At 49.5% G+C, this 20,317-nt stretch carries 22 protein-coding genes and 2 tRNA genes; 10 read left to right on the forward strand and 14 right to left on the reverse strand.

All coding sequences use genetic code 11. The annotated features are described in order from the left end of the window. The first annotated feature begins 26 nt into the window (after positions 1-26). The 3 genes from C7I86_RS09925 (at position 27) to C7I86_RS09935 (ending at position 793) form a co-directional block, all read left to right on the forward strand. Positions 27-266 (forward strand): hypothetical protein, encoded by a 240-nt coding sequence (locus tag C7I86_RS09925; RefSeq protein WP_010873095.1) that lies wholly within the window; start codon positions 27-29, stop codon positions 264-266. A gap of 141 nt (positions 267-407) precedes the next feature. Beyond that, positions 408-692, forward strand: coding sequence for a type II toxin-antitoxin system Phd/YefM family antitoxin (locus C7I86_RS09930; protein WP_010873096.1), 285 nt, complete (start codon positions 408-410; stop codon positions 690-692). Next, positions 689-793, forward strand: a complete 105-nt coding sequence (locus C7I86_RS09935; protein WP_080504056.1) for a type II toxin-antitoxin system YoeB family toxin — start codon at positions 689-691, stop codon at positions 791-793. The genes C7I86_RS09930 and C7I86_RS09935 overlap by 4 nt, the downstream gene beginning before the upstream one ends. 93 nt (positions 794-886) lie before the next feature. Here C7I86_RS09935 and C7I86_RS09940 read toward each other — a convergent pair whose 3' ends face one another. Further along, on the reverse strand, positions 887-1,711 hold the full coding sequence (locus C7I86_RS09940; protein WP_010873097.1) for a photosystem II manganese-stabilizing polypeptide: 825 nt from the start codon (positions 1,709-1,711) through the stop codon (positions 887-889). Positions 1,712-1,988: 277 nt separating this feature from the next. Between C7I86_RS09940 and C7I86_RS09945 the strand changes: the two genes are divergently transcribed. Beyond that, positions 1,989-2,315: a hypothetical protein gene (locus C7I86_RS09945; RefSeq protein WP_199303490.1), complete on the forward strand. Its 327-nt coding sequence runs from the start codon at positions 1,989-1,991 to the stop codon at positions 2,313-2,315. A 70-nt stretch (positions 2,316-2,385) separates the two neighbouring features. Here the strand turns inward: C7I86_RS09945 and C7I86_RS09950 are convergent. Further along, a tRNA-Gln gene (locus tag C7I86_RS09950) sits at positions 2,386-2,457 on the reverse strand. 254 nt (positions 2,458-2,711) lie between these two features. Beyond that, the gene (locus C7I86_RS09955) at positions 2,712-3,218 is read right to left on the reverse strand and encodes a hypothetical protein (RefSeq protein ID WP_223211270.1); all 507 of its coding nucleotides are present in this window, start codon (positions 3,216-3,218) and stop codon (positions 2,712-2,714) included. Between the two features lie 43 nt (positions 3,219-3,261). Between C7I86_RS09955 and aroA the strand changes: the two genes are divergently transcribed. Next, on the forward strand, positions 3,262-4,605 hold the full coding sequence (gene aroA / locus C7I86_RS09960) for a 3-phosphoshikimate 1-carboxyvinyltransferase (protein ID WP_010873100.1): 1,344 nt from the start codon (positions 3,262-3,264) through the stop codon (positions 4,603-4,605). A gap of 2 nt (positions 4,606-4,607) precedes the next feature. Here the strand turns inward: aroA and C7I86_RS09965 are convergent, their stop codons facing one another. Together C7I86_RS09965 and C7I86_RS09970 are read right to left on the reverse strand one after the other, a co-directional pair. Then, the gene (locus tag C7I86_RS09965) at positions 4,608-6,212 is read right to left on the reverse strand and encodes a radical SAM protein (protein ID WP_010873101.1); all 1,605 of its coding nucleotides are present in this window, start codon (positions 6,210-6,212) and stop codon (positions 4,608-4,610) included. 80 nt (positions 6,213-6,292) lie between these two features. Further along, on the reverse strand, positions 6,293-6,760 hold the full coding sequence (locus C7I86_RS09970) for a hypothetical protein (protein WP_010873102.1): 468 nt from the start codon (positions 6,758-6,760) through the stop codon (positions 6,293-6,295). A 221-nt stretch (positions 6,761-6,981) separates the two neighbouring features. Between C7I86_RS09970 and C7I86_RS09975 the strand changes: the two genes are divergently transcribed. Beyond that, a tRNA-Asn gene (locus C7I86_RS09975) sits at positions 6,982-7,053 on the forward strand. Between the two features lie 98 nt (positions 7,054-7,151). On the opposite strand, the gene C7I86_RS09980 is transcribed toward C7I86_RS09975, so the two are convergent. Beyond that, the gene (locus C7I86_RS09980; RefSeq protein ID WP_014407121.1) at positions 7,152-8,090 is read right to left on the reverse strand and encodes an isoaspartyl peptidase/L-asparaginase; all 939 of its coding nucleotides are present in this window, start codon (positions 8,088-8,090) and stop codon (positions 7,152-7,154) included. Positions 8,091-8,210: 120 nt separating this feature from the next. After that, positions 8,211-9,506: an adenylosuccinate lyase gene (purB, locus tag C7I86_RS09985; RefSeq protein ID WP_010873104.1), complete on the reverse strand. Its 1,296-nt coding sequence runs from the start codon at positions 9,504-9,506 to the stop codon at positions 8,211-8,213. A gap of 109 nt (positions 9,507-9,615) precedes the next feature. Here purB and C7I86_RS09990 point away from each other — a divergent pair, with 109 nt between their 5' ends. Further along, positions 9,616-10,248, forward strand: a complete 633-nt coding sequence (locus tag C7I86_RS09990) for a Uma2 family endonuclease (protein ID WP_010873105.1) — start codon at positions 9,616-9,618, stop codon at positions 10,246-10,248. 56 nt (positions 10,249-10,304) lie between these two features. On the opposite strand, the gene ureB is transcribed toward C7I86_RS09990, so the two are convergent. The 3 genes from ureB to C7I86_RS10005 all read right to left on the reverse strand — a co-directional run bounded on the left by ureB (position 10,305) and on the right by C7I86_RS10005 (position 12,156). Beyond that, positions 10,305-10,622: an urease subunit beta gene (ureB, locus tag C7I86_RS09995; protein ID WP_010873106.1), complete on the reverse strand. Its 318-nt coding sequence runs from the start codon at positions 10,620-10,622 to the stop codon at positions 10,305-10,307. Between the two features lie 35 nt (positions 10,623-10,657). Further along, positions 10,658-11,122 (reverse strand): DUF6790 family protein, encoded by a 465-nt coding sequence (locus tag C7I86_RS10000; protein WP_010873107.1) that lies wholly within the window; start codon positions 11,120-11,122, stop codon positions 10,658-10,660. A 77-nt stretch (positions 11,123-11,199) separates the two neighbouring features. Then, positions 11,200-12,156 carry a 2-methyl-6-phytyl-1,4-hydroquinone methyltransferase gene (locus tag C7I86_RS10005; protein WP_010873108.1) on the reverse strand — a complete coding sequence of 319 codons (957 nt, stop codon included), beginning with the start codon at positions 12,154-12,156 and terminating at the stop codon, positions 11,200-11,202. 68 nt (positions 12,157-12,224) lie between these two features. Between C7I86_RS10005 and C7I86_RS10010 the strand changes: the two genes are divergently transcribed. From C7I86_RS10010 to radA, 3 genes are all read left to right on the forward strand, one after another. Then, the gene (locus tag C7I86_RS10010; RefSeq protein ID WP_010873109.1) at positions 12,225-13,184 is read left to right on the forward strand and encodes a DNA polymerase III subunit delta'; all 960 of its coding nucleotides are present in this window, start codon (positions 12,225-12,227) and stop codon (positions 13,182-13,184) included. A gap of 318 nt (positions 13,185-13,502) precedes the next feature. Beyond that, positions 13,503-14,843: an urea ABC transporter substrate-binding protein gene (gene urtA, locus C7I86_RS10015; protein ID WP_010873110.1), complete on the forward strand. Its 1,341-nt coding sequence runs from the start codon at positions 13,503-13,505 to the stop codon at positions 14,841-14,843. 201 nt (positions 14,844-15,044) lie between these two features. Then, positions 15,045-16,562, forward strand: coding sequence for a DNA repair protein RadA (radA, locus tag C7I86_RS10020; protein WP_010873111.1), 1,518 nt, complete (start codon positions 15,045-15,047; stop codon positions 16,560-16,562). On the opposite strand, the gene C7I86_RS10025 is transcribed toward radA, so the two are convergent. The 4 genes from C7I86_RS10025 to nusB form a co-directional block, all read right to left on the reverse strand. Beyond that, positions 16,559-17,143 (reverse strand): pentapeptide repeat-containing protein, encoded by a 585-nt coding sequence (locus C7I86_RS10025; RefSeq protein ID WP_020862273.1) that lies wholly within the window; start codon positions 17,141-17,143, stop codon positions 16,559-16,561. The genes radA and C7I86_RS10025 overlap by 4 nt on opposite strands. A gap of 207 nt (positions 17,144-17,350) precedes the next feature. After that, positions 17,351-18,973, reverse strand: a complete 1,623-nt coding sequence (locus tag C7I86_RS10030) for a sodium:proton antiporter (protein ID WP_010873113.1) — start codon at positions 18,971-18,973, stop codon at positions 17,351-17,353. A gap of 47 nt (positions 18,974-19,020) precedes the next feature. Continuing rightward, positions 19,021-19,494 carry a DUF2996 domain-containing protein gene (locus C7I86_RS10035; RefSeq protein WP_010873114.1) on the reverse strand — a complete coding sequence of 158 codons (474 nt, stop codon included), beginning with the start codon at positions 19,492-19,494 and terminating at the stop codon, positions 19,021-19,023. A 30-nt stretch (positions 19,495-19,524) separates the two neighbouring features. Beyond that, positions 19,525-20,190: a transcription antitermination factor NusB gene (nusB, locus tag C7I86_RS10040; RefSeq protein ID WP_014407122.1), complete on the reverse strand. Its 666-nt coding sequence runs from the start codon at positions 20,188-20,190 to the stop codon at positions 19,525-19,527. Positions 20,191-20,317: the final 127 nt, after the last annotated feature.

Raw genomic sequence — 20,317 nt, forward strand, 5'->3', positions numbered from 1 at the left:
TGCTCAGCTGACGGACAGGTGTTTTTGTGTTTGTAACCAGAGTAGCTCTCAAATATGAAACCATCTATTTCAGAAACTACCAACTCCATATTCCCCAATGGGCAGGACTCAGCTTCGCCGGGATTACTTTCACGTTTGTGGTCTTGGATCAACTCCTACGGGGGTTTGTCCGACTTGAAGAAGTACAACGCCGAACTGAGGAAGAGCAACGCCGAATTAAGCAAACAGAACGAGAAACTCGCCGAGCTAGAATTGAAACTCGATAACGTATTGCAATCATCCAGCACCAACTTGACCCCAACAATCTCCACCGACAACAATTAGGGGATATTCAAGCACTTCTCGAAGAATATCTAGATACCCTTTAGCCAATTGGCTATCTGTGAGGTATTGGCAATCGGGCTAAAATGGGGGAAACTTTGCCCCAACAATTGCCAAACATGAACGCAGTCAGCCAAATTATTGCACAACAAAAACTTGCAGCTATCATGGAGCAAGTATGTAGTGATCATGTTCCAACAATTATCACCAGGGATACCCAACCATCTGTCGTCATGATTTCCCTGGAAGACTATCAGTCATTAGAAGAAACAGCATATCTACTACGTAGCCCGAACAATGCTCAAAAATTGATGTCGGCGATCAAGCAATTAGAAAATGATCAAGGTGTCGAAAGGGAACTATTGGAGTGAAGCTAATTTTCTCTGAGCAAGCCTGGAGCGATTATCTTTACTGGCAACAAAACGACAAGAAAATACTTAAAAGAATCAATACCTTAGTTGAATTAATTTGATAGAAAAAGACGACCACCTTAACGGCGATCGCCAAACTGTTCAGCTCGTCAAAGTAACTAACTAAAAAGCCAGTCAGCTACCACAACAAAAAATTAAACATCGGTGTCCACTCGACCGTAGAAAATGCCCCGGACTTTAACATCAAGGGGTTCTTTAGCACCCAAATCAGTGTCAGAGGGTTGCTCGCTTTCAAAAATACCGGCAATTTCCCCAGTGGAACCATCAACCTGGGTCACCTGCAAGGAAAGGGTTCCTTTACCCAAGGGGGTTTCCTTCTTGTTGGTACGGAATTTATCCGCCGCTGAAGGCAGAGCTACCGCATTGTCATAACCAGTGTATAGACCCCGGGCTTTGGGATCCAAGAAACCAGCCCCCCGGTAGGAAGGCACATTGAAATCCCCAACAAAATCGGTGGAACTATTGATGGAAGTAAAGCCAGGCTCCGTAGTGCCAGTAAAATTTTTCACCGTGAAAAAGAAGGGTACTTCTTCACCACCGGGAAGTAATACCGTAATCGGCTGGAAGTCAATGCCATCTTTTTCTTTAAAAGTCAACGTTCCATCAGCACCCACTGCAATGCTGCCGCGGATCTGTTCTAGGCTAGTGGTTTGACGGGTCAGAACCTTACCTTTAACGTACTCAGCCTTTTGGCGCTTATTAACGGGCTCTTCCTTAACAAAATACTCCTGGGGCTCCATACAGAAGTCAGAAACAAAATACTTAGTATTCGGTTCCACCTCAATGGTTCCTCTGGTGAAGGAAGAAATTTCAGGGCAAACGTTAGCTAGACCCGTATTTACAATGTCATCGTAGGTAAGCTGGCTCTTATCAACCGCAAAGGCACTGCCGCTATATAAAAACGTTAGTAGTCCAAAGCAGACTGAAAGCAAAGCCACAATAGACGGACGAAACCTCATGGTTTAACCTCGCTTAAGTCAATCTCAAATTTTTTGTCTTTTTCAGGCCTTGTCCGGCTCCAGACTTACACGGATGCAACCCTAGGGATTATGGACAAAATAGGCATATTTTAACGAGATCCACTCTACCAAACTTTCGTTACCTTACCAGCCATATGGCCGGAAGGGGCATTTCCGCAACAGGTCAGAGCAAGGCTTTGGCCACAAACCACTATCATTTGGGTTGGTGTTTGTTTGCGAACAGCCCATCTGCCTAACTGAGCTTTATTTGGAATCAATGGAATCGATCAACCAAAAATTATGTCTAACTCCCGAGTTAGAAGCCCTCATGACCACCACCGAAGCCCTGGCGGAAGATTACCAGGACGACCATGACCGTTTGCTACAGCTCCTAAGGGTTCTGGAATCTCTGCACCGTCACATTCGCATCGACTATTTTGAACCGGCCTTGCCCAATACCCGTCGGGGTCTATATGGCCTACTAAGGGATATCGAAGAAAGTGGCGGCTGGCCATACATTGAGCGGGGTAAGCTGAGTCATTTCATCAAGAATTTGCAGGAAAGCCTGGAGCAGGAGGTGGAGTCCCTGGGGGAATTAGATTAGGACCATAACTATTCTCCCAAAAAGCAACGGCCGTGTGGGGAAAGGCTGAAAGGCTTATAGATTGACGAAACTGGGGTGCTAGGATTCGAACCTAGGAATGGCGGGACCAAAACCCGCTGCCTTACCGCTTGGCTACACCCCATTGATTAACCTTTGTTATTCTACCAGCACCATTCCAAGTTCTGTCAAGCTCCCCTGAAAAATTTGCATCCGGGTCGGGAACAGGGATTTTGGCCGGGAGCCACAGGGTTAAGCACATCGCCCATTAATGAGCACTGTCACAGTGATTGGAGTTGACAAAAGGCAACGGTCATTAAAAATAAAGGAAAGAAAAAACTGTCTGCCTCCCAGAATCACGGGGAGACAGGGCCCTACCAAGACAAGCAAATTGATCAGCTAAAAAGTACCCAGGGGAAAACCGGAACCTGTTTGTTTGGGTTCCCCCGAAGAACTGCGTTGCCAATCATTTTCTTCTTTGATCTGGCTACTACGGTCATTGATACTGAGGGGAGGGGTATTGGTAGTGTTAATTTCCAATAGGGTTTGGGAATTAGTCCCCATATTTTGTTGGGGGAACCAATCTTCCACTTGACGTTCCTGGAGGCCATCGAGGTCGTTGATATTGCCCGTGGCCGGTAAGTCTTCTGGGAAAGGTTCCACTGGGTTATAGGATTGGGCTGTAACGGTAGTAGGGGTCCCGAGCACAAAAGCGGTGCCGGCAAGCAGAACTAATTTCCATGGGGAATAATGGTATTTCATTGGTTTGGCCTCTGGTCTGGCAATGGTTGCTAGGCGATCGCCTGTTGAAATTAACAAACTGTCGCCCTTCCACTGACCATGGTAACGATGTTTTTTACTTCCTTGACTAACCGAGGAAAATTTGGCGGGGGGCAGAAATGCCAATACAATTTAGCTTGGTCTTCCCTGCCCCTAATTTGTCCCCTCCATGGCCTTGCTTTCCCTCAACAATCATCAATCCCATCAACGCTTAACTGTTAATCCCCCTGCCCAAGGGGTCGCTTTGACTGGCCGCCTAAGGGTGCCGGGGGATAAATCCATTTCCCATCGGGCCTTGATGTTGGGGGCGATCGCCACCGGGGAAACCATTATCGAAGGGCTACTGTTGGGGGAAGATCCCCGTAGTACGGCCCATTGCTTTCGGGCCATGGGAGCAGAAATCAGCGAACTAAATTCAGAAAAAATCATCGTTCAGGGTCGGGGTCTGGGACAGTTGCAGGAACCCAGTACCGTTTTGGATGCGGGGAACTCTGGCACCACCATGCGCTTAATGTTGGGCTTGCTAGCCGGGCAAAAAGATTGTTTATTCACCGTCACCGGCGATGATTCCCTCCGTCACCGCCCCATGTCCCGGGTAATTCAACCCTTGCAACAAATGGGGGCAAAAATTTGGGCCCGGAGTAACGGCAAGTTTGCGCCGCTGGCAGTCCAGGGTAGCCAATTAAAACCGATCCATTACCATTCCCCCATTGCTTCAGCCCAGGTAAAGTCCTGCCTGTTGCTAGCGGGGTTAACCACCGAGGGGGACACCACGGTTACAGAACCAGCTCTATCCCGGGATCATAGCGAACGCATGTTGCAGGCCTTTGGAGCCAAATTAACCATTGATCCAGTAACCCATAGCGTCACTGTCCATGGCCCGGCCCATTTAACGGGGCAACGGGTGGTGGTGCCAGGGGACATCAGCTCGGCGGCCTTTTGGTTAGTGGCGGCATCCATTTTGCCTGGATCAGAATTGTTGGTGGAAAATGTAGGCATTAACCCCACCAGGACAGGGGTGTTGGAAGTGTTGGCCCAGATGGGGGCGGACATTACCCCGGAGAATGAACGATTGGTAACGGGGGAACCGGTAGCAGATCTGCGGGTTAGGGCAAGCCATCTCCAGGGTTGCACCTTCGGCGGCGAAATTATTCCCCGACTGATTGATGAAATTCCCATTTTGGCAGTGGCGGCGGCCTTTGCAGAGGGCACTACCCGCATTGAAGATGCCGCAGAACTGAGGGTTAAAGAAAGCGATCGCCTGGCGGCCATTGCTTCGGAGTTGGGCAAAATGGGGGCCAAAGTCACCGAATTTGATGATGGCCTGGAAATTCAAGGGGGAAGCCCGTTACAAGGGGCCGAGGTGGATAGCTTGACGGATCATCGCATTGCCATGGCGTTGGCGATCGCCGCTTTAGGTAGTGGGGGGCAAACAATTATTAACCGGGCGGAAGCGGCCGCCATTTCCTATCCAGAATTTTTTGGCACGCTAGGGCAAGTTGCCCAAGGATAAAGTTAGAAAAACTCCTGGGCGGTTTGTAAATGTTTTACCAAGGTAGTTTGGGGTAAAGGCCCCAGCAAGTGCTGCCAGGGTAATTTATCCGCAATTGACCAATCGGCATGGACCGTATCGTTCAAACTGGGTAATTCTCCCTTTAATTCCTTAAAAGCTCGCTTAAAACTGCCCAACGTATCTCCGTAATGGCGAGTGAGTAGAAGTAATGGGGCCAAACGGCGATCGCCACGGGAAATTAAAGCCTGCATCACTGACCAGTTATAACTTTCGGGACGAAAATCAACACCCAGGGGCCGCAGTTTTTTTTGCAAAAATTGTAGACGCTGTTTGGCTTCCGGATTGACCCCATACCATTGGAACGGGGTGTGGGCCTTGGGGACAAAGGTGCTACAGCCAAAGGTGAGACGTAAACCGGGGGCGACTTTTTTGACCTGTTTTAATAAATCTACCGTTGCTTCCACATCTGACCTTGTTTCCCCTGGCACGCCGACCATGCCATAAAGCTTCAATCCCTGTAATCCCCCCGCCTGGGCCTGTTGGGCAGCGGTGAGAATTTCCTCGTTAGTCAGTTTTTTATTGATAATTTGCCGGAGTTTTTCCGAACCGCTTTCAATGGCAATGGTGAGGGATTTAGTGCCCCGTTTAGCTAAGGTTTGGGCCAATTTTTCGTCCACTGTGTTGGTACGCACTGAAGCAATGCTGAGCCGCACATGGTCAAATTCTGGTTTTCCCAGGTAATCCAACAACTCGTTAAATTCCGGATGTTGGGTTACGGAAGCTCCTAACAATCCCAGGCGATCGCTCACTTGCAATCCCCGTTCAATGGCGGGCAGTAGGGATTTTTCCGTATCCGCTGGCCGAAAAGGTAACGTCAGGTAACTAGCTAGGCAAAATCGACACATTTCCGGGCAACTGCGTACCACTTCCACCATGAAAATATTTTCCCATGCGGCCTTTTCCGTCACTACTGTGGAGGCAGACAGAACATTACCCCGGTAGGTTTGCTTACTAACTTGGGCGGGAATGGCGGTGGTACTGGGTTGGATGTGACTAATTTTGCCCTCAGCGGCTTCGTAACTTATTTCGTACAAACTAGGCACATAAATGCCGGGAATTTGGGCTAGTTTTTCTAGTTTTTCATTCCTAGAACAAGACCGCACGCTTTGGTAACCATCAATAAATTCCGGCAGTAGATTTTCCCCGTCCCCCAACAAAATTAGGTCAAAAAAGTCTGCAAAAGGTTCTGGATTAGCGGTCAGCACCGGGCCGCCACCGAATATTAAAGGATCTTCAGCAGCCCGCTCTTTCGCCAGCAGGGGAATTTGTAATTGCTCCAACAGGGTCAAAATATTGCTGTAGTCCAACTCCCAGGAAAAGGAAAAGCCTACCAATTCTGGCGATCGGGGTAACGTTTCTTGGGCGTCGGTGAAAAGACGACTAACCTGCACATCGGAGCGTTGGGCTAAGGTTGACCAAATTACTTGATACCCCAAACTGGTAATGCCCACACTGTAGATGTTGGGAAAGGCAAAAATTAACGGCACCGCATCGGCTTGGGGAGACGCAGGGGTAAACAGCAGCCTTTCGGCCTGGGCTTGGTGCATAAAGTCAGAATACTTAGTTAAATCAATGGCAGATCAAACGGATCAACAATAAAACAACGGCGATCGCCAGGGAGTTGGGGTTAATGGTAAATTTCCAAATGCAACACATAATGACCCAAACATTCCTGGGCTGCCCAGAGTTCATATTCCACCCGCAAAAATTCCGGCAAGGGAGACCCCTGCAAGGTAATGTCCCTGGTGTAATTCCGTAACTGGAAGGAGTCGCTCAGATGTCTTTCCTGTTCATTGAGCCAATAGCGGCTAATGCCATAAACTCCCTGTTCCCAAAAATGACGGTAGGAAAATTGACTATTACCCTGGCGAGTCAGCACAATGCGTCGGGGAGACAGTTCTAACCACAATAGTTGAGAGGAGGGTAATACCTGTTGATCGCCGTTGGGAACTTGCTCCTGTTCTTGGTGGAGTAGGAGGTGAAAGCGATGCAAATCCTTTTGGTAGAGGGTAGCGGCGGTCTCCAGGGTGGAAAGAATGGGCAAATCGGTGGAAATGAGCGATAGGCAAACCGGACGACGGTGGTGGGTCAACATAAAAACTTGACGGGTGAGGAAAAGCAAATCAGCCTATCTATCCAGGGGATGACAAACAGGATTCTGTTTCAGCATAACGGTCAACATTGGCCCCCTGCCATAGGGCCCTGGGAGCAAATTGGCCCCAAGCTGGGAACCGGCCTAAGAATTTAGTAATTTTTTTAGCAAGGGGCTTGTGTAAAAGATCTTTTAGTTGCTATGATGTTGAATCGTTGAGTCAATCCTCGGTAGCTCAGTGGTAGAGCGGTCGGCTGTTAACCGATTGGTCGTAGGTTCGAATCCTACCCGGGGAGTTCTAAAACTCGGATGTTTTTTACGGTTAGAAACCAGGGGAATCTGTTTATTTTCCCCGTGTTTTTGTCTGTATTTTTTTAACTGTTTTTTGCAGTTTTTATATTGAGGCGTTGCCGTAGTGGTCGCCATCGGTTAATTCCAGCGTGTCTCCGATCGCCGTACCGGTGTGATAGGCCGCCAATAGGACAGGGCAGGTTTTTCCCCAGGCAATATGGCCTTGATGATCCAAGGCGATCGCCCCCAGGTCAGTGTTATTTTCCAAAGCTTCCGTGATGGATTTTGCCATGGCTTGAGCTAAATTTTGGCCATCCTTAACCCGGATTACCACCTTGGCGGCCAAACATTCATTGATAATGTCTTCCCCTACTCCAGTGCAACTAACCCCAGCAAAACGGGTGGCATAGTTCCCCGCCGGCATAGCAGAATCACTCACCCGACCAATGCGCTCTAGCCCTTTGCCCCCAGTGGAAGTACCGGCCGCAATTTTGCCGTTAGCATCCAACGCCACTACGCCGATGGTGCCTTTTCTGGCTTCAATGCCCACGGTGGGATCAGCAATTAGCCGAGCCATTTTTTTGCGCACATCTTCTCCCCGTTCCTCCATCCATTCCTGAATGCGAAAATCCGTGGCGGGATCGTAAATGGGCAGTTGCATTTCCCTGGCTAAATCCGCCGCCCCATAATCGGACAAAATCCGGTCTGTTTGCCCCTGCAAAAATTGGGCCATCTGGATCGGATTTTTAATGCGGGAAACGTTAATTACCCCACTAAAATTCTGGCGATCGCCGTCCATCAAAGAAGCACTCATGCGAACTTGTCCATCCGACTGGAGCACCGAACCAGTACCAGCGTTAAAACGAGGCTCATTTTCCAATAATTCACAACCTTGTACCACCGCATCCATGGCACTGCCCCCCGCTGTTAGGGTTTCATACACTGCGGCCACAATTTGATGTAGGGATTGGCGCACAGTGGCCAAGCCCCCCTTATCGTCGAGGGAACTCGCACCACCATGGATGATTAATTTGGGGGTCATAGAATTTTAGGTAAAGGCTTGGGTGAAGGATAGATCAGCACCAACGGATCGTAGATGGGAAAGGAAACCGTTAGTGATTATGGGTCGAAGTCAGAAGGGAAGGCAGATCCAAACTTTTAACTAAATATCCAAACGGCTGTAAATTTCCGCCAGGTTAGTCAAATGTTGTTGGGGGTCAAAGCACTGGTCAATTTCTTCGGCAGAAAGTAGGGCCGTTACCTGGGCATCAGCTCGGACTAGCTCTTCAAAATTGCCCCCTTCCGTGTTCCAGGCTTGGTGGGCGGAACCCTGCACCACTCGGTAGGCATCTTCTCGATTCATGCCTTTTTCCACTAGGGCAAGCAGAACTTTTTGGCTGAAAATTACCCCGCCGTAAACGTTCATATTGCGTTTCATATTTTCGGGATAGACCAACAGATTTTTCACCAAATCCGTGGTTTCCTTCAACATAAAATGGGTGAGAATACAGCAGTCGGGAAAAGCAACCCGCTCCACAGAACTGTGGGAAATATCCCGTTCATGCCAGAGAGCTACATTTTCCAACGCCGCCACTGCATGACCCCGAACCAGCCGGGCCATTCCCGTTAATCGTTCTGAGCGGATGGGGTTACGTTTATGGGGCATAGCGGAAGAACCCTTTTGGCCCTTGGAAAAATATTCCTCCACTTCCAAAACATCGGTGCGTTGCAGGTTGCGAATTTCCACTGCAAACCGTTCCAAAGAGGCGGCCAGCAAAGCCAACTGTTGCACGTATTCCGCATGGCGATCTCGGGAAATGACCTGGGTGGAAGCCGTATCTGGTTCTAAGCCTAATTTCTGACAGGCGATCGCCTCCACTTTGGGGTCAATGTTGGCATAGGTGCCCACGGCGCCGGAAATTTTACCCACGGCAATGGATTGGGCTACCCGCACCAGGCGATCGCGGTTTCTCAATACTTCCGCTAACCAACCAGCGAGTTTAAATCCGAATGTGATGGGTTCGGCATGGATACCATGGGAACGGCCCACCATGACGGTGTAACGATGCTGCTGAGCTTGGTAACGGATGGCCTGAATTAGTTTTTCCAACTGCTCCAAAATCAGGTCTAGGCTCGCCACCAATTGCAACGCCAGAGCGGTGTCCAGTACGTCGGAGCTTGTTAGTCCCAGGTGAATATAACGCCCCGCATCCCCCACATATTCATTAACGTTGGTTAAAAAGGCGATGACATCGTGACGCACTTCCGCCTCAATTTCCAGCACTCGTTGGGGATCGAACTTAGCTTTGGCCTTGATTTCGTCCACCGCTGCCTGGGGAATATAACCCAACTCCGCCTGGGCTTCACAAACGGCGATTTCCACGTCTAGCCAGGTTTGTAGCTTGTAGGTATCCGTCCAAATTTTGCCCATTTCAGGCAGGGTATAACGTTCGATCACAGGGCCAGTTCTCCAAATAACCGCTTAATTTTACTATTTGGCGGCAACCATCGTCAGATACTGGCATTCCAACTGCCAAGGCAATGGCGTTTTCCAGGTTTTTTGTAATATGGAAGATATTGCATTTATGCCACCCAGAGCAGGGTCTGTCCCCATGACCATCACCAGTTCTGCGCCGATCCCTACCCAAGACCAAACCCTTGTGCTGCCCGGTCACCACAGTTGGGAGGCTTTTAAAGCCATTCAAGCGGTCATGGAACAACAGCCAGGGCTACGCATTACCTATCTAGATGGAGTAATTGAGTTCATGACCCTGGGGGAGTACCACGAATCAATTAGAAGTATGATTGCCATTTTGTTGGGTATCTACTTTTGGCAACGGGAAATTGAATTTATTCCGGTGGGCAGTGCCACCCGGGAATCGAAGGGAGAATCTGTTTCCTTTGAACCCGATGAATCTTACTATCTTGGTGAGAAAAAGGCCCATCCCGACTTGGCCATTGAAGTCAATATCAGCAGTGGCAGTGCCAAAAAACTGGAAAAATATCAACGACTTGGCATTGGTGAAGTCTGGATGTGGCAAGACAAAAAGTTTTCTATCTACTTTTTAAATGGCGATCATTACCAAATCATTTCCAAAAGCCAACTGCTTCCAGATTTGGATATTGCCCTGTTGGAAGAGTGCGTACTGATGTCTTCTGCTTTAGAAGCGATGCAAAGGTTTACCAGTCAACAAAAATAGGCGGCGATCGCCTGATTTTAATGTGATCTAAACCTAATCTTTTGGGCAGATTCTCTTCACTCTAGAGGGCCGTTCACCAAGCCATTGAAGCCATAGATTTCCCGACTGCCAGCATAGGCCACTAAGTTAACGTTTTTTTCGTCCCCTGGCTCAAAGCGCACCGCCGTTCCCGCTGGAATATCCAACCGCATCCCCTTGGCCAAATCCCGGTCGAATTGCAGAGCGGCATTGACTTCGTAGAAATGGTAATGGGAACCCACTTGAATAGGGCGATCGCCAGTGTTGGCCACATTAATAGTGCAGGTGGAGCGGCCTACGTTTAGTTCTATGTCACCTTCGGGGGTAATGATTTCGCCAGGAATCATAGTTGCCATATGGTTAGTTGAGCTATGGGTATTAGTCGATTGGCTTAGGGCTGCCAAGCAAAAAACAAGATACCCCCCAACAGTAACCCCAAAAATAGATCCGTGGCCATGGCGTAGTTTTCTTTCGCATTGCGTTCGGGTTGCAAAATATGGTTAATGCCCGCCAAAAGATAAAAAATTCCCCCGGCCAGAGCGGCCCCCAGCACCCACGCGTTGACGAAGATACTCCCCAAAGCCACACTGGCGATCGCCAAATTGCCGATGCCCAACTCTTTGACCAAAATCAGAGAGTCTTGACTTTGAACACCTAGAATTTTCTCGGCAGTGAAACTTGGTTTAGTGATTTGCACCACCCCAGCTAAAAATAGCCTCACCCCCACCCCCCAAAACACAAACCAGCGGGCCAGCACATCCACCAAAGCTTGGCTATTGCCGGAAGTGGTCCACTCCAAAGCAATAGAAAGTAGGGGAAAAACTAAAATTACCAGAGTTACAAGCAGAAAGTACATAATAGTTCTGGGAAATGCAGTCAAAAACCTCAAATATTCAGCTAAATTAAGAAATTAGCGAGTTCTTACGTGGCAATTTAAGCTTGAGTGGCGTTTTTTCGCACTGCTTTGAACATACCGAAGCGACAAAGTCCTACCCCAAAGGCAAGGCGCATCAATAAAATAGTCGGTACTTCCCGCACGGATTTGATAAACCCACGAATGCCGTATTGTAACCAGCCCTGGGGCCGGATAATGCCCTGCCAAATGGTATCCAACCAAGCGGGGAGGGTCGGTACAGTCCAATCAGCAGTAGTCACCTGGCCCTCCACCAAACCCGTGGCTTCCAAATTTTCCGCAAAACCTTCAATGCTGGCAAAGGCAGGGTGGGACCATTGATCCAACAGTTGTCGCATCACTGGTTTTTCCCAGAAGTTGAGGGGCACTTGGCGATCGTCCCGTTGATTCCAATCCGCCACCACCAGAATGCCCCCTGGTTTCACGACCCGCAGTAATTCCTTGGCAAACACAGCTTTGTCAGGCATGTGGGGCCCTGCTTCCACCGACCAAACTACGTCGAAACTACCGTCAGGAAAAGACAAAGCCATAGCATCGTCCACCGCAAACTTGGCCGTCACATCGGGAGGAGTTAATTCCGTCGCCCGTTTCACCTGTTGGGGACTAATGGTGATGCCGGTAACGTTAAAACCATAATCTTTGGCGAGAATGCGACTGCTACCGCCAATGCCGCAACCCACATCCAATACCGTTGTGCCGGGGGGAAGTGTATCTAATCCGCCCCACTGGGCCATGGCATGGACAAAATCAATTTTCGATTGGATGAAATCCTTGGCCACTGGCGGATCGCCATAATGGCCGAGGTGGATATGGTCGCCCCAGTAATATTCCAAAATGCCGTCCTCTGTCCATTGGTCGTAGGCGTTGGCCACGGAATCCGATGACTGATAGCCCCGGGCAGTTAGGAGATACAGTCCAGCGGCGATCGCCAGGGAGAGGGAAATTAGGCCAGCGGGCAGAAGCAAATACTCGGGCATGGAATAGTTAAAACAGCAGGGAAAATTAAGTATTAATCTTGTTTAGGGTAACAAAGTTGGGCAGGGCCATGAATCGCTTCCAATCTATCCTTGGTCAAGACCAAGCCATTGCTCTACTCCAACAGGCGATCGCCCAGAAACGCATTGCTCCGGCCTATTTGCTAGTGGGGCCAGAGGGGGTGGGCAAAAGTTTAGCCGCCAAGGCCTTTGGGGAAACCTTGCTAATGGGCTTGGGTACTAAAAGCGATCGCCAGGAACGTTTTTTTGCCGGGAATCATCCCGATTTATTGAAAATAGAACCCACTTTTCAACACCAGGGCAAACTGCTAACCGCCAGCGAAGCAGACCAGGCTGGACTTAAACGACGGGCGGCTCCATTAATCCGAGTGGAACAGGTGCGGGAAATCAACCGTTTCCTCAGTCGTCCCCCGTTGGAAGCAGACAGGGCTGTGATTCTGATCGAGGAAGCCCAAGCTATGAATGAAGGGGCCGCCAATGCCTTGCTCAAAACCTTGGAAGAACCAGGAAGGGCTACTTTAATCCTTTTGGCCCCCAGCGTTGATGTCCTGTTGCCCACCATTGTTTCCCGCTGTCAACGCATCCCCTTTTATCGTTTAGGGGAAGGTGATATGACCAAAATTTTGCAGAGATTGGGCCGTCAGGAAATCCTCCACCACCCCGAACTGTTGGCGATCGCCCAGGGGAGTCCCGGTCTGTTATTTCAAGCTTGGGAGCAAATGCAGAGCATTCCGGCGGAACTGCGGCAAAAGTTAATGCAACCACCAACTAGTCCTCTAGCAGCCTTTGATTTGGCCAAGATGGTGGATGGCAACTTGGATAACAGTGCCCAACTCTGGTTAGTGGACTATCTCCAGTATCACTATTGGCATGGCCACCACCAACGGCCATGGTTAGAAATTCTGGAAAAAGCCCGTAAATACCTGGCCGCCTACGTTCAACCTCGGCTAGTGTGGGAAACGACTTTCCTCGCCCTTTATCGTTTAGAAAACTCTGGCGATCGCCGATAATTCCCCAATAACTAGCCCCAAGATTGTTCTTGCTGAACGGTTCCAATGCTAAGCCTCCCTGACAATGGGGACAAAACAGGCGCAAAAGGGGCTTAGTCGGACAAAACGGTATCCTATGCTACATAATTTTTTCTTAACCTACTCGTAGTATGGGGTCTTATTTGTTTCCGGCGGATTTACCCTGGAAATCCACTGCCTTGTTGACCAAAATAAACTGCGGATAAAAACTTTTTAAGAGCACTGTTTCCGCCCAATAAACTCCTCCCCACCAGCCAACAAGCATATTTAGAATCCTTACGAGGTAATAATTTTTCGCGTATGACTAACCCTTTTGGAAGACGTAAATTTTTGCTGTATGGATCAGCAACCCTAGGCGCCAGTCTATTGCTCAAAGCCTGTGGCGGCGGCACGGAACCTACCACCGAACCCACTGCTGAACCGACTGAGTCCCCCACCACCGGTACTGCTCCCACCGGGGAACCGATTAAAGTTGGTTTGCTCCACTCCCTCAGTGGCACCATGGCCATCAGTGAAACCACCGTGGTGGAAGCGGCGGAACTGGCGATCGAAGAGATCAATGCGGCCGGTGGAGTTTTGGGTAGACCCATTGAAGCCATCAAAGAAGATGGAGCTTCCGATTGGCCGACTTTTGCGGAAAAAGCGGCTAAGTTAATTGACCAAGATAAGGTACCCGTAGTCTTTGGTTGTTGGACTTCCGCCAGCCGGAAAGCGGTACTGCCGGTATTTGAAGCCAAAAATCATATGCTTTGGTACCCAGTACAGTACGAAGGTCAGGAATGTTCCAAAAACATTTTCTACACCGGTGCCGCCCCCAACCAACAAATTGAACCGGCGGTGGATTGGTTGCTGGAAAATAAAGGCAATAAGTTCTTCCTGGTGGGTTCCGATTACGTTTTCCCCCGCACTGCTAACACCATCATTAAAGAGCAGTTGAAAGCCAAAGGTGGCGAAACCCTTGGGGAAGATTACCTACCCCTGGGTAACACCGAAGTTACCCCTATCATCACCAAAATCCGGGAAGCCCTGCCCGATGGCGGCGTAATTTTCAACACCCTGAATGGGGACAGTAATGTTGCCTTCTTCAAGCAGATCCAAGCCGCTGGTTTGACCCCCGATAAATATCCGGTCATGTCCGTGAGTGTGGCGGAAGAGGAAGTACGTCAAATTGGTAAGGAGTATCTGCTCGGCCAGTTTGCTTCTTGGAACTATTTCCAGAGTGTGGATACCCCTGCCAACCAAAAATTTGTGGCAGCTTTTAAGGCTAAATACGGTGAAGACCGGGTGACCAACGACCCCATGGAAGCAGCTTATATTTCCGTTTACCTCTGGAAGGCGGCGGTGGAAGCGGCTGGAGATGTGGGTGAAACTCCCGAAGGCTTAGAAAAAGTCCGGGCGGCGGCGATTGGTAAAACCTTTGACGCTCCGGAAGGCATGGTGACCATGCAACCCAACCACCACATTTCCAAAACTGTCCGCATTGGGGAAGTCAATGACGAAGGTCAGTTCACCATTGTTTGGTCCAGTGATGGCCCCGTGGACCCCATTCCCTGGAACCAGTTCGTACCGGAAACCAAAGGTTTCACCTGCGATTGGACCCGCACAGATGTGGAAAATCCTGGTAAGTTCAAGGCCAGCTAAATTGGCCTAGTTTTTACTAGTTTTTAACCGAGTAAAGAACTAAAACACTGCTCACTGATTGTTTGATGGTTTGAATTATTACGGCCATTGGCCCCATTGATTTCCCTAGAACGGAATTTGAAGGGGCCAGTGGTTTTTTCTTGCTCCATTCGGCGTGATTAGGTGAAGATAGGGCCCTAAGTTTCTCCTCCATTGACAACCATGGCTAAAGCCCGGACAAAGTTTGTTTGCTCTGCCTGTGGGGCGGATCATGCCCAATGGTTTGGCCGCTGCCCCAAATGCCATGAGTATGGAAGTTTGCAGGAGGAAATTGTCAATGCCGTTTCTAGTGGTACCAATCACCGTAGTTTAGGGGCGCAAAAATCCCGTTCTTCCAAGGTAAAAACCGGCCAGCCCCAGGCGGCTTTAACTTTTTCCCAGATTCGCCAGGAAAATCAAGGGCGTTTCCTCTCTGGTTACGGGGAGTTGGACCGGGTTTTGGGAGGGGGCATTGTGCCAGGGGCGTTAATTTTAATTGGCGGAGATCCGGGCATTGGCAAATCAACTTTGTTGCTCCAGGTGGCTTTCCAGTTGGCCACCCGTTTGCCCCGGATTTTATACGTTTCAGCGGAGGAATCAGGACAACAAATTAAGCTCCGAGCCACCCGCTTAGGCATTACCCAAACCGTTGAGCCAAGCCAAGCTCAAGATGGCATAAACAATCTTGCCCACGATGGCAATTTATTTGTTTTACCGGAAACTAATTTGGACGATATTTTGCGGGAATTGGAAGCCTTGCAACCCCAGGTGGCCATCATTGACAGTATTCAAAATTTATATTTTCCGGCCCTTAGTTCGGCCCCTGGTTCCGTTTCCCAAGTGCGGGAATGTACGGGTTTATTAATGCAATTGGCCAAGCGAGATCACATTAGTTTGTTTATTGTGGGGCACGTAACTAAAGAAGGGGCGATCGCCGGGCCGAAGGTTTTGGAGCATTTGGTGGATACGGTGTTGTATTTTCAGGGCGATCGATTTGCATCCCATCGCTTGCTGAGATCCGTAAAAAATCGTTTTGGGGCCACCCAGGAAATCGGCATTTTTGAAATGGTGCAATCGGGGCTGCAGGAAGTGCTCAACCCGTCCCAATTATTTTTGGGCAGTCGGGAGGAATTTATGTCCGGCACCGCCATCACTGTGGCTTGTGAAGGTACCCGCCCCTTGGTGGTGGAATTGCAAGCTTTAGTGAGTCCCACCAGTTACGCTTCCCCTCGGCGATCGACTACTGGGGTGGACTACAATCGCCTTTTACAAGTTCTGGCTGTATTGGAAAAACGCCTGGGGGTACCCCTCTCTAAATTGGATGCGTACCTATCGGTGGCGGGGGGTCTGGAGGTGGAAGAACCGGCGGTGGATTTGGCCATGGCGATCGCCTTGGTGGCTAGTTTCCGGGACCGGGTGGTGGACCCAACCATGATTATTCTGGGGGAAATCGGTTTAGGCGGCCAAATTCGTCCCGTTTCCCAGTTAGAAATTCGTTTAAAAGAAGCGGCAAAGTTAGGGTTCAAAAAGGCCATTGTGCCCAAAGGTCAAACGGGCATTGAATCCGCTGGCATCAAGCTGATCCCTGTAGGCAAGGTCTTTGCGGCGATCGCCGTTGCTCTACCAGCCAACGAAAATACAACGGATCAAGGCAATGGGTCAGAAGCCAAAATTGAGGAGGACTTAGGTAAAAAGGATTAGGGACAAAATAGAGTCTCTTTTGTTTCTCGTCCTGTGACTGGATTGGTTCCCTTGGCTAGCCCACAAAGATAGTCCTCCGTGTCGGGCCGCAGAATAATATCCGTCAAATCAGCCCCTTCGATGTCTACTTCCCCAAACTTGGTATTGGTGCCAAAGGAACCCTCCAAGCGAGCATTGCGAAGATTAGCATGGGTCAAACGAGCCGATTCAAAATCTACGCCCCGGGCATCGGCCCCCTCTAAAATAGCCCCATCCATGTTGGCAGAAAAGAATCGTGCTCCCTGCAGATTGGCTCCAGTGAAGTCCGCCCCCCGTAAATTGGCATGGTCAAAGATGGAGCCCCGCAGATCCTGATGGGAAAAATCTGCCCCCACTAAGTTACCCCGGTTATAGTCTAGGGCTAGGCTAGGGCTTGCGAGGCTCCCCAAAGCGAGGATAAAAGTAGCAACTAGAATGCCAGTCCGGACTACGAACTGCCATCGGCCAAGGGACTGGGGCTTTTCCCTCTGGACCCTGGCGATCGCCTTCCATGGGAATAGATTGGGGGTGAAAAATTTTTGACAAATTACTAAAAAATTCATTAACATTCAGCTCCCATAGCACTTACCTTTTTCCACTATACATCAGTGCCTAAGAGCCTGTTGGTCGAGTTTTAGCTTGTCCCTAAAACCGAGCCGTTAGAAATCCGATCATGGGGGAGAAATTTTATTTAGTTTCCCCAAAAATTGGAGAGTCAGGAGAAATTTTAAAAGCGAACTAAATTGTGGTTACCTCTGCCGTTAAGTTCGTCAGTCATCCTGCAGGGCTAAAAGTTTTTCATTCAACACCTGTAAATATTCATCACTGATGTCATCGGCTAATATACCCTTTGCTAAGGCATCATTAATGGCACTTTTTTCTGCTATGTAGAGACGCCGATATAGGCCATCAATGTATTTCTTTTCCACTTCGCCCTCGGAAAAAATTAAATTTCTCTGGTTATAAAATTCTCTTAATTCTTGCTCAGAGTTGGCAATACGAGCTTGATAATCGGCGAATAGTTCTTCATATAAAAACTTAGGTAAACTTCCCGCTTCTAACAAATATTTTAACTCTCCTTGGGCGGCCTTAGCTGTGACCAAATTCAACTGGAGCATGGCAATTTTTTGAGCCAATGGAGAAGGTTTGCTTAGTTGCAATTTTTTCACCACCCAAGGCAAACTCAAACCCTGGCCAATTAGGGAAACCATCACGGTGCTGAATACCAGTGTCACCACCTGATCCCTTCCTGGTAGAGTCAGGGGCAAGGCTAAGGCCAGGGCCATCGAAAGGGAGCCTTTGACATTACCCGCAATTAAAACGTGTTGCCAACGCAGGGGCAGGGGGCGATCAAAAAAGCTGAGCAGATAAAGCAAGGGATAAATGGAGAAAACACGACCAATTTGATAGGCCACAATGGCAATCAGGGCTGCAGGAATGGTGGAGAGGAGAATACTCGGATAGACTTCAATGCCCACCAACAGAAAAATAAGAGTGTTAACTCCGAAACCGGCGTATTCCCAAAAACTTAACAGGGTGACCTTAATCGAGGCGGAGGTCTGTTTCAGAGCCAAATTACCAATTACCAACCCTGCCACCACCACGGCGATCGCACTGGAAACCCCCAGCATTTGACCAATTTGGAAAGTTCCAAGGGAAACGGACACGGTGAGGAGAATATCACTCAGGTCATCGTTGAGTTGGCGAAAAAGACCCACACAGAGATAGCCCAGCCCCAGCCCCACCAAGCCGCCCCCCACAAAGGCAACAAAAATTTGTCTAATGCCTTCCCCAGCGCTAAAGCCTCCTTGGATATGGATGGTGGTAATGACGCTGAGCAACACCATGGCCACCCCGTCATTGAGCATACTTTCCCCTTCCACAATGGTGGCTAAACGGCGGGGAACTGGCACACTCCGAAAAGCGGCAATGACGGAAACGGTGTCAGTGATAGTGAGGATAACACTAACCCCAGCGGCGGTAACCCAAGCCAAACCCAGGCCGATTTTTAACAACACAGCGGTGATAGCGGCCGATATTACGACCCCAGGGCCGGCCAACACAGTAATAGGTTTGATGGTGCTGCGTAAACGGCTGATGTCGGTGTTGATTGCCGCTTCAAAAATGAGAATGGGCAAAAAGAAATTCAGGATTAGTTCCGGATTTAGTCCAACCGATAGACCCCGGGGAATGGCTAAACCAGCCAAGACTAAGCCGATCACATAGGGAATTTTTAGCCAGCGGGCCACCAAGGCCACCAGGGTGGCCACTAAGAGAAGAATGATTAGATTCTCCACTAGGGTGGTGATGGCTAAATTATTGAGGATTAGCTCCGGCTCGGTGGGCAGACTCTGGATATTAATGTCGGCGAGGAGCACAGGGAGCTTAATCATGGAGCTGGGGAGTTACTTTTGCTGGGGCACTGGGAGTTGATCTGGGTTTAGTTGCCCCCTAGCCATTTTTGACCGTTTAACCGTTGCAGGGTGTAGAGCACCATCAGATCCAGGGTTACTTTACGCTCGTCAATCATAAAGGACTCTAGAGTGCTGGGGGGGCGATTATCCACGCTGTAGGCAAAGCCTTTGGGACCTTTGATGTCTTCCTGGAAGAAGTAGAGGTTGAACTGTTTGGAAATTTGGCGATCGCCGCTCCAGGTGCCTTGTACTTGCCAATAGGGGGTGTTGTCAGCGCCGGGGATGGCAATGGGCTTTTTGCTAAAATCCAGGGCCACCGGACCCAGGCCAATTTTGCCGAGGGCACTTTGGAGGGCCGGCAGAAAATCTTGGTTGATGAATTCGGTGAAGGGCTTCTCTTCCACTGCGGGGGGTTTAGCTTTCTTTTCAGCGGGGGCTTTGGCTTCTGTCATTAATTTGGGGAGGCGATCGCCATATACGTAAAAGGGAATGAGCGCCACTGGAGGCAGTCACAAAAAAAATAACAAATATTAACGGGGTTCACCAGGGGTGACGGGGGCTCCGTCAGTCTTTTTTTCGGTAACTCGGCGCAAGACCCCATTGATAAAACGGTGACCATCCTGACCCGAATAACGTTTGGCCAACTCCACTGCTTCATTGATGGCGACTTTTTGGGGCACACCGAGGTAATCCAGTTCGGCGATCGCCAGACGGAGTATGTCTTGATCTATTTTGGCCAGGCGGGACAGTTGCCAGTCCACCATGGCTTCTTGCAACTGCTCATCAATCTGCTGACGGCGGCGACAGACGGTGCCAATCAATTCCAACGCAAATTTTCGTACTTCCATTTGCCCCGCCAACTGCAACGTTTCCGGTAAATCCACCGCTAGGGCTAGGCGATTAATCACCGTTTCCGTTAGGGTCATAGCCTCTTCCAACATGGCCTTAGCACTGTTGAGGTTGCTAGCCCGGATTTCACTGTTTAACAGGCGTTCATGGCTACGACTCAATTCCGCCGAGGCCGTTTCTAAAATTTCATGGACTTCCCCACTCAGGGTGCGGGTGGCGGCCAACAACAATGCTTCCAGGTCGCCTTGCTCCAAGGTTTCGGGCTTAGTGTCCTTGCGGCTCAATTGGCTCAGGCTCAACAGGGACAGTTCACGGGCCACACGGCGGGGTTGTTGACGGGCAAGCATAGGTTCAAATCTCAGCAAATCAGGAGTAATACTTTCTCTGATCCTATGGCCATTGTTGGTTACTTGGATAATCTGGCCCAAGCCTAGGCGATCGCCGACTGGATTTCGATTACCATGCAACTCACCA

Origin of the sequence: Synechocystis sp. IPPAS B-1465 (genome assembly GCF_003015225.1) — a bacterium.
Taxonomy (GTDB): Bacteria; Cyanobacteriota; Cyanobacteriia; order Cyanobacteriales; family Microcystaceae; genus Synechocystis.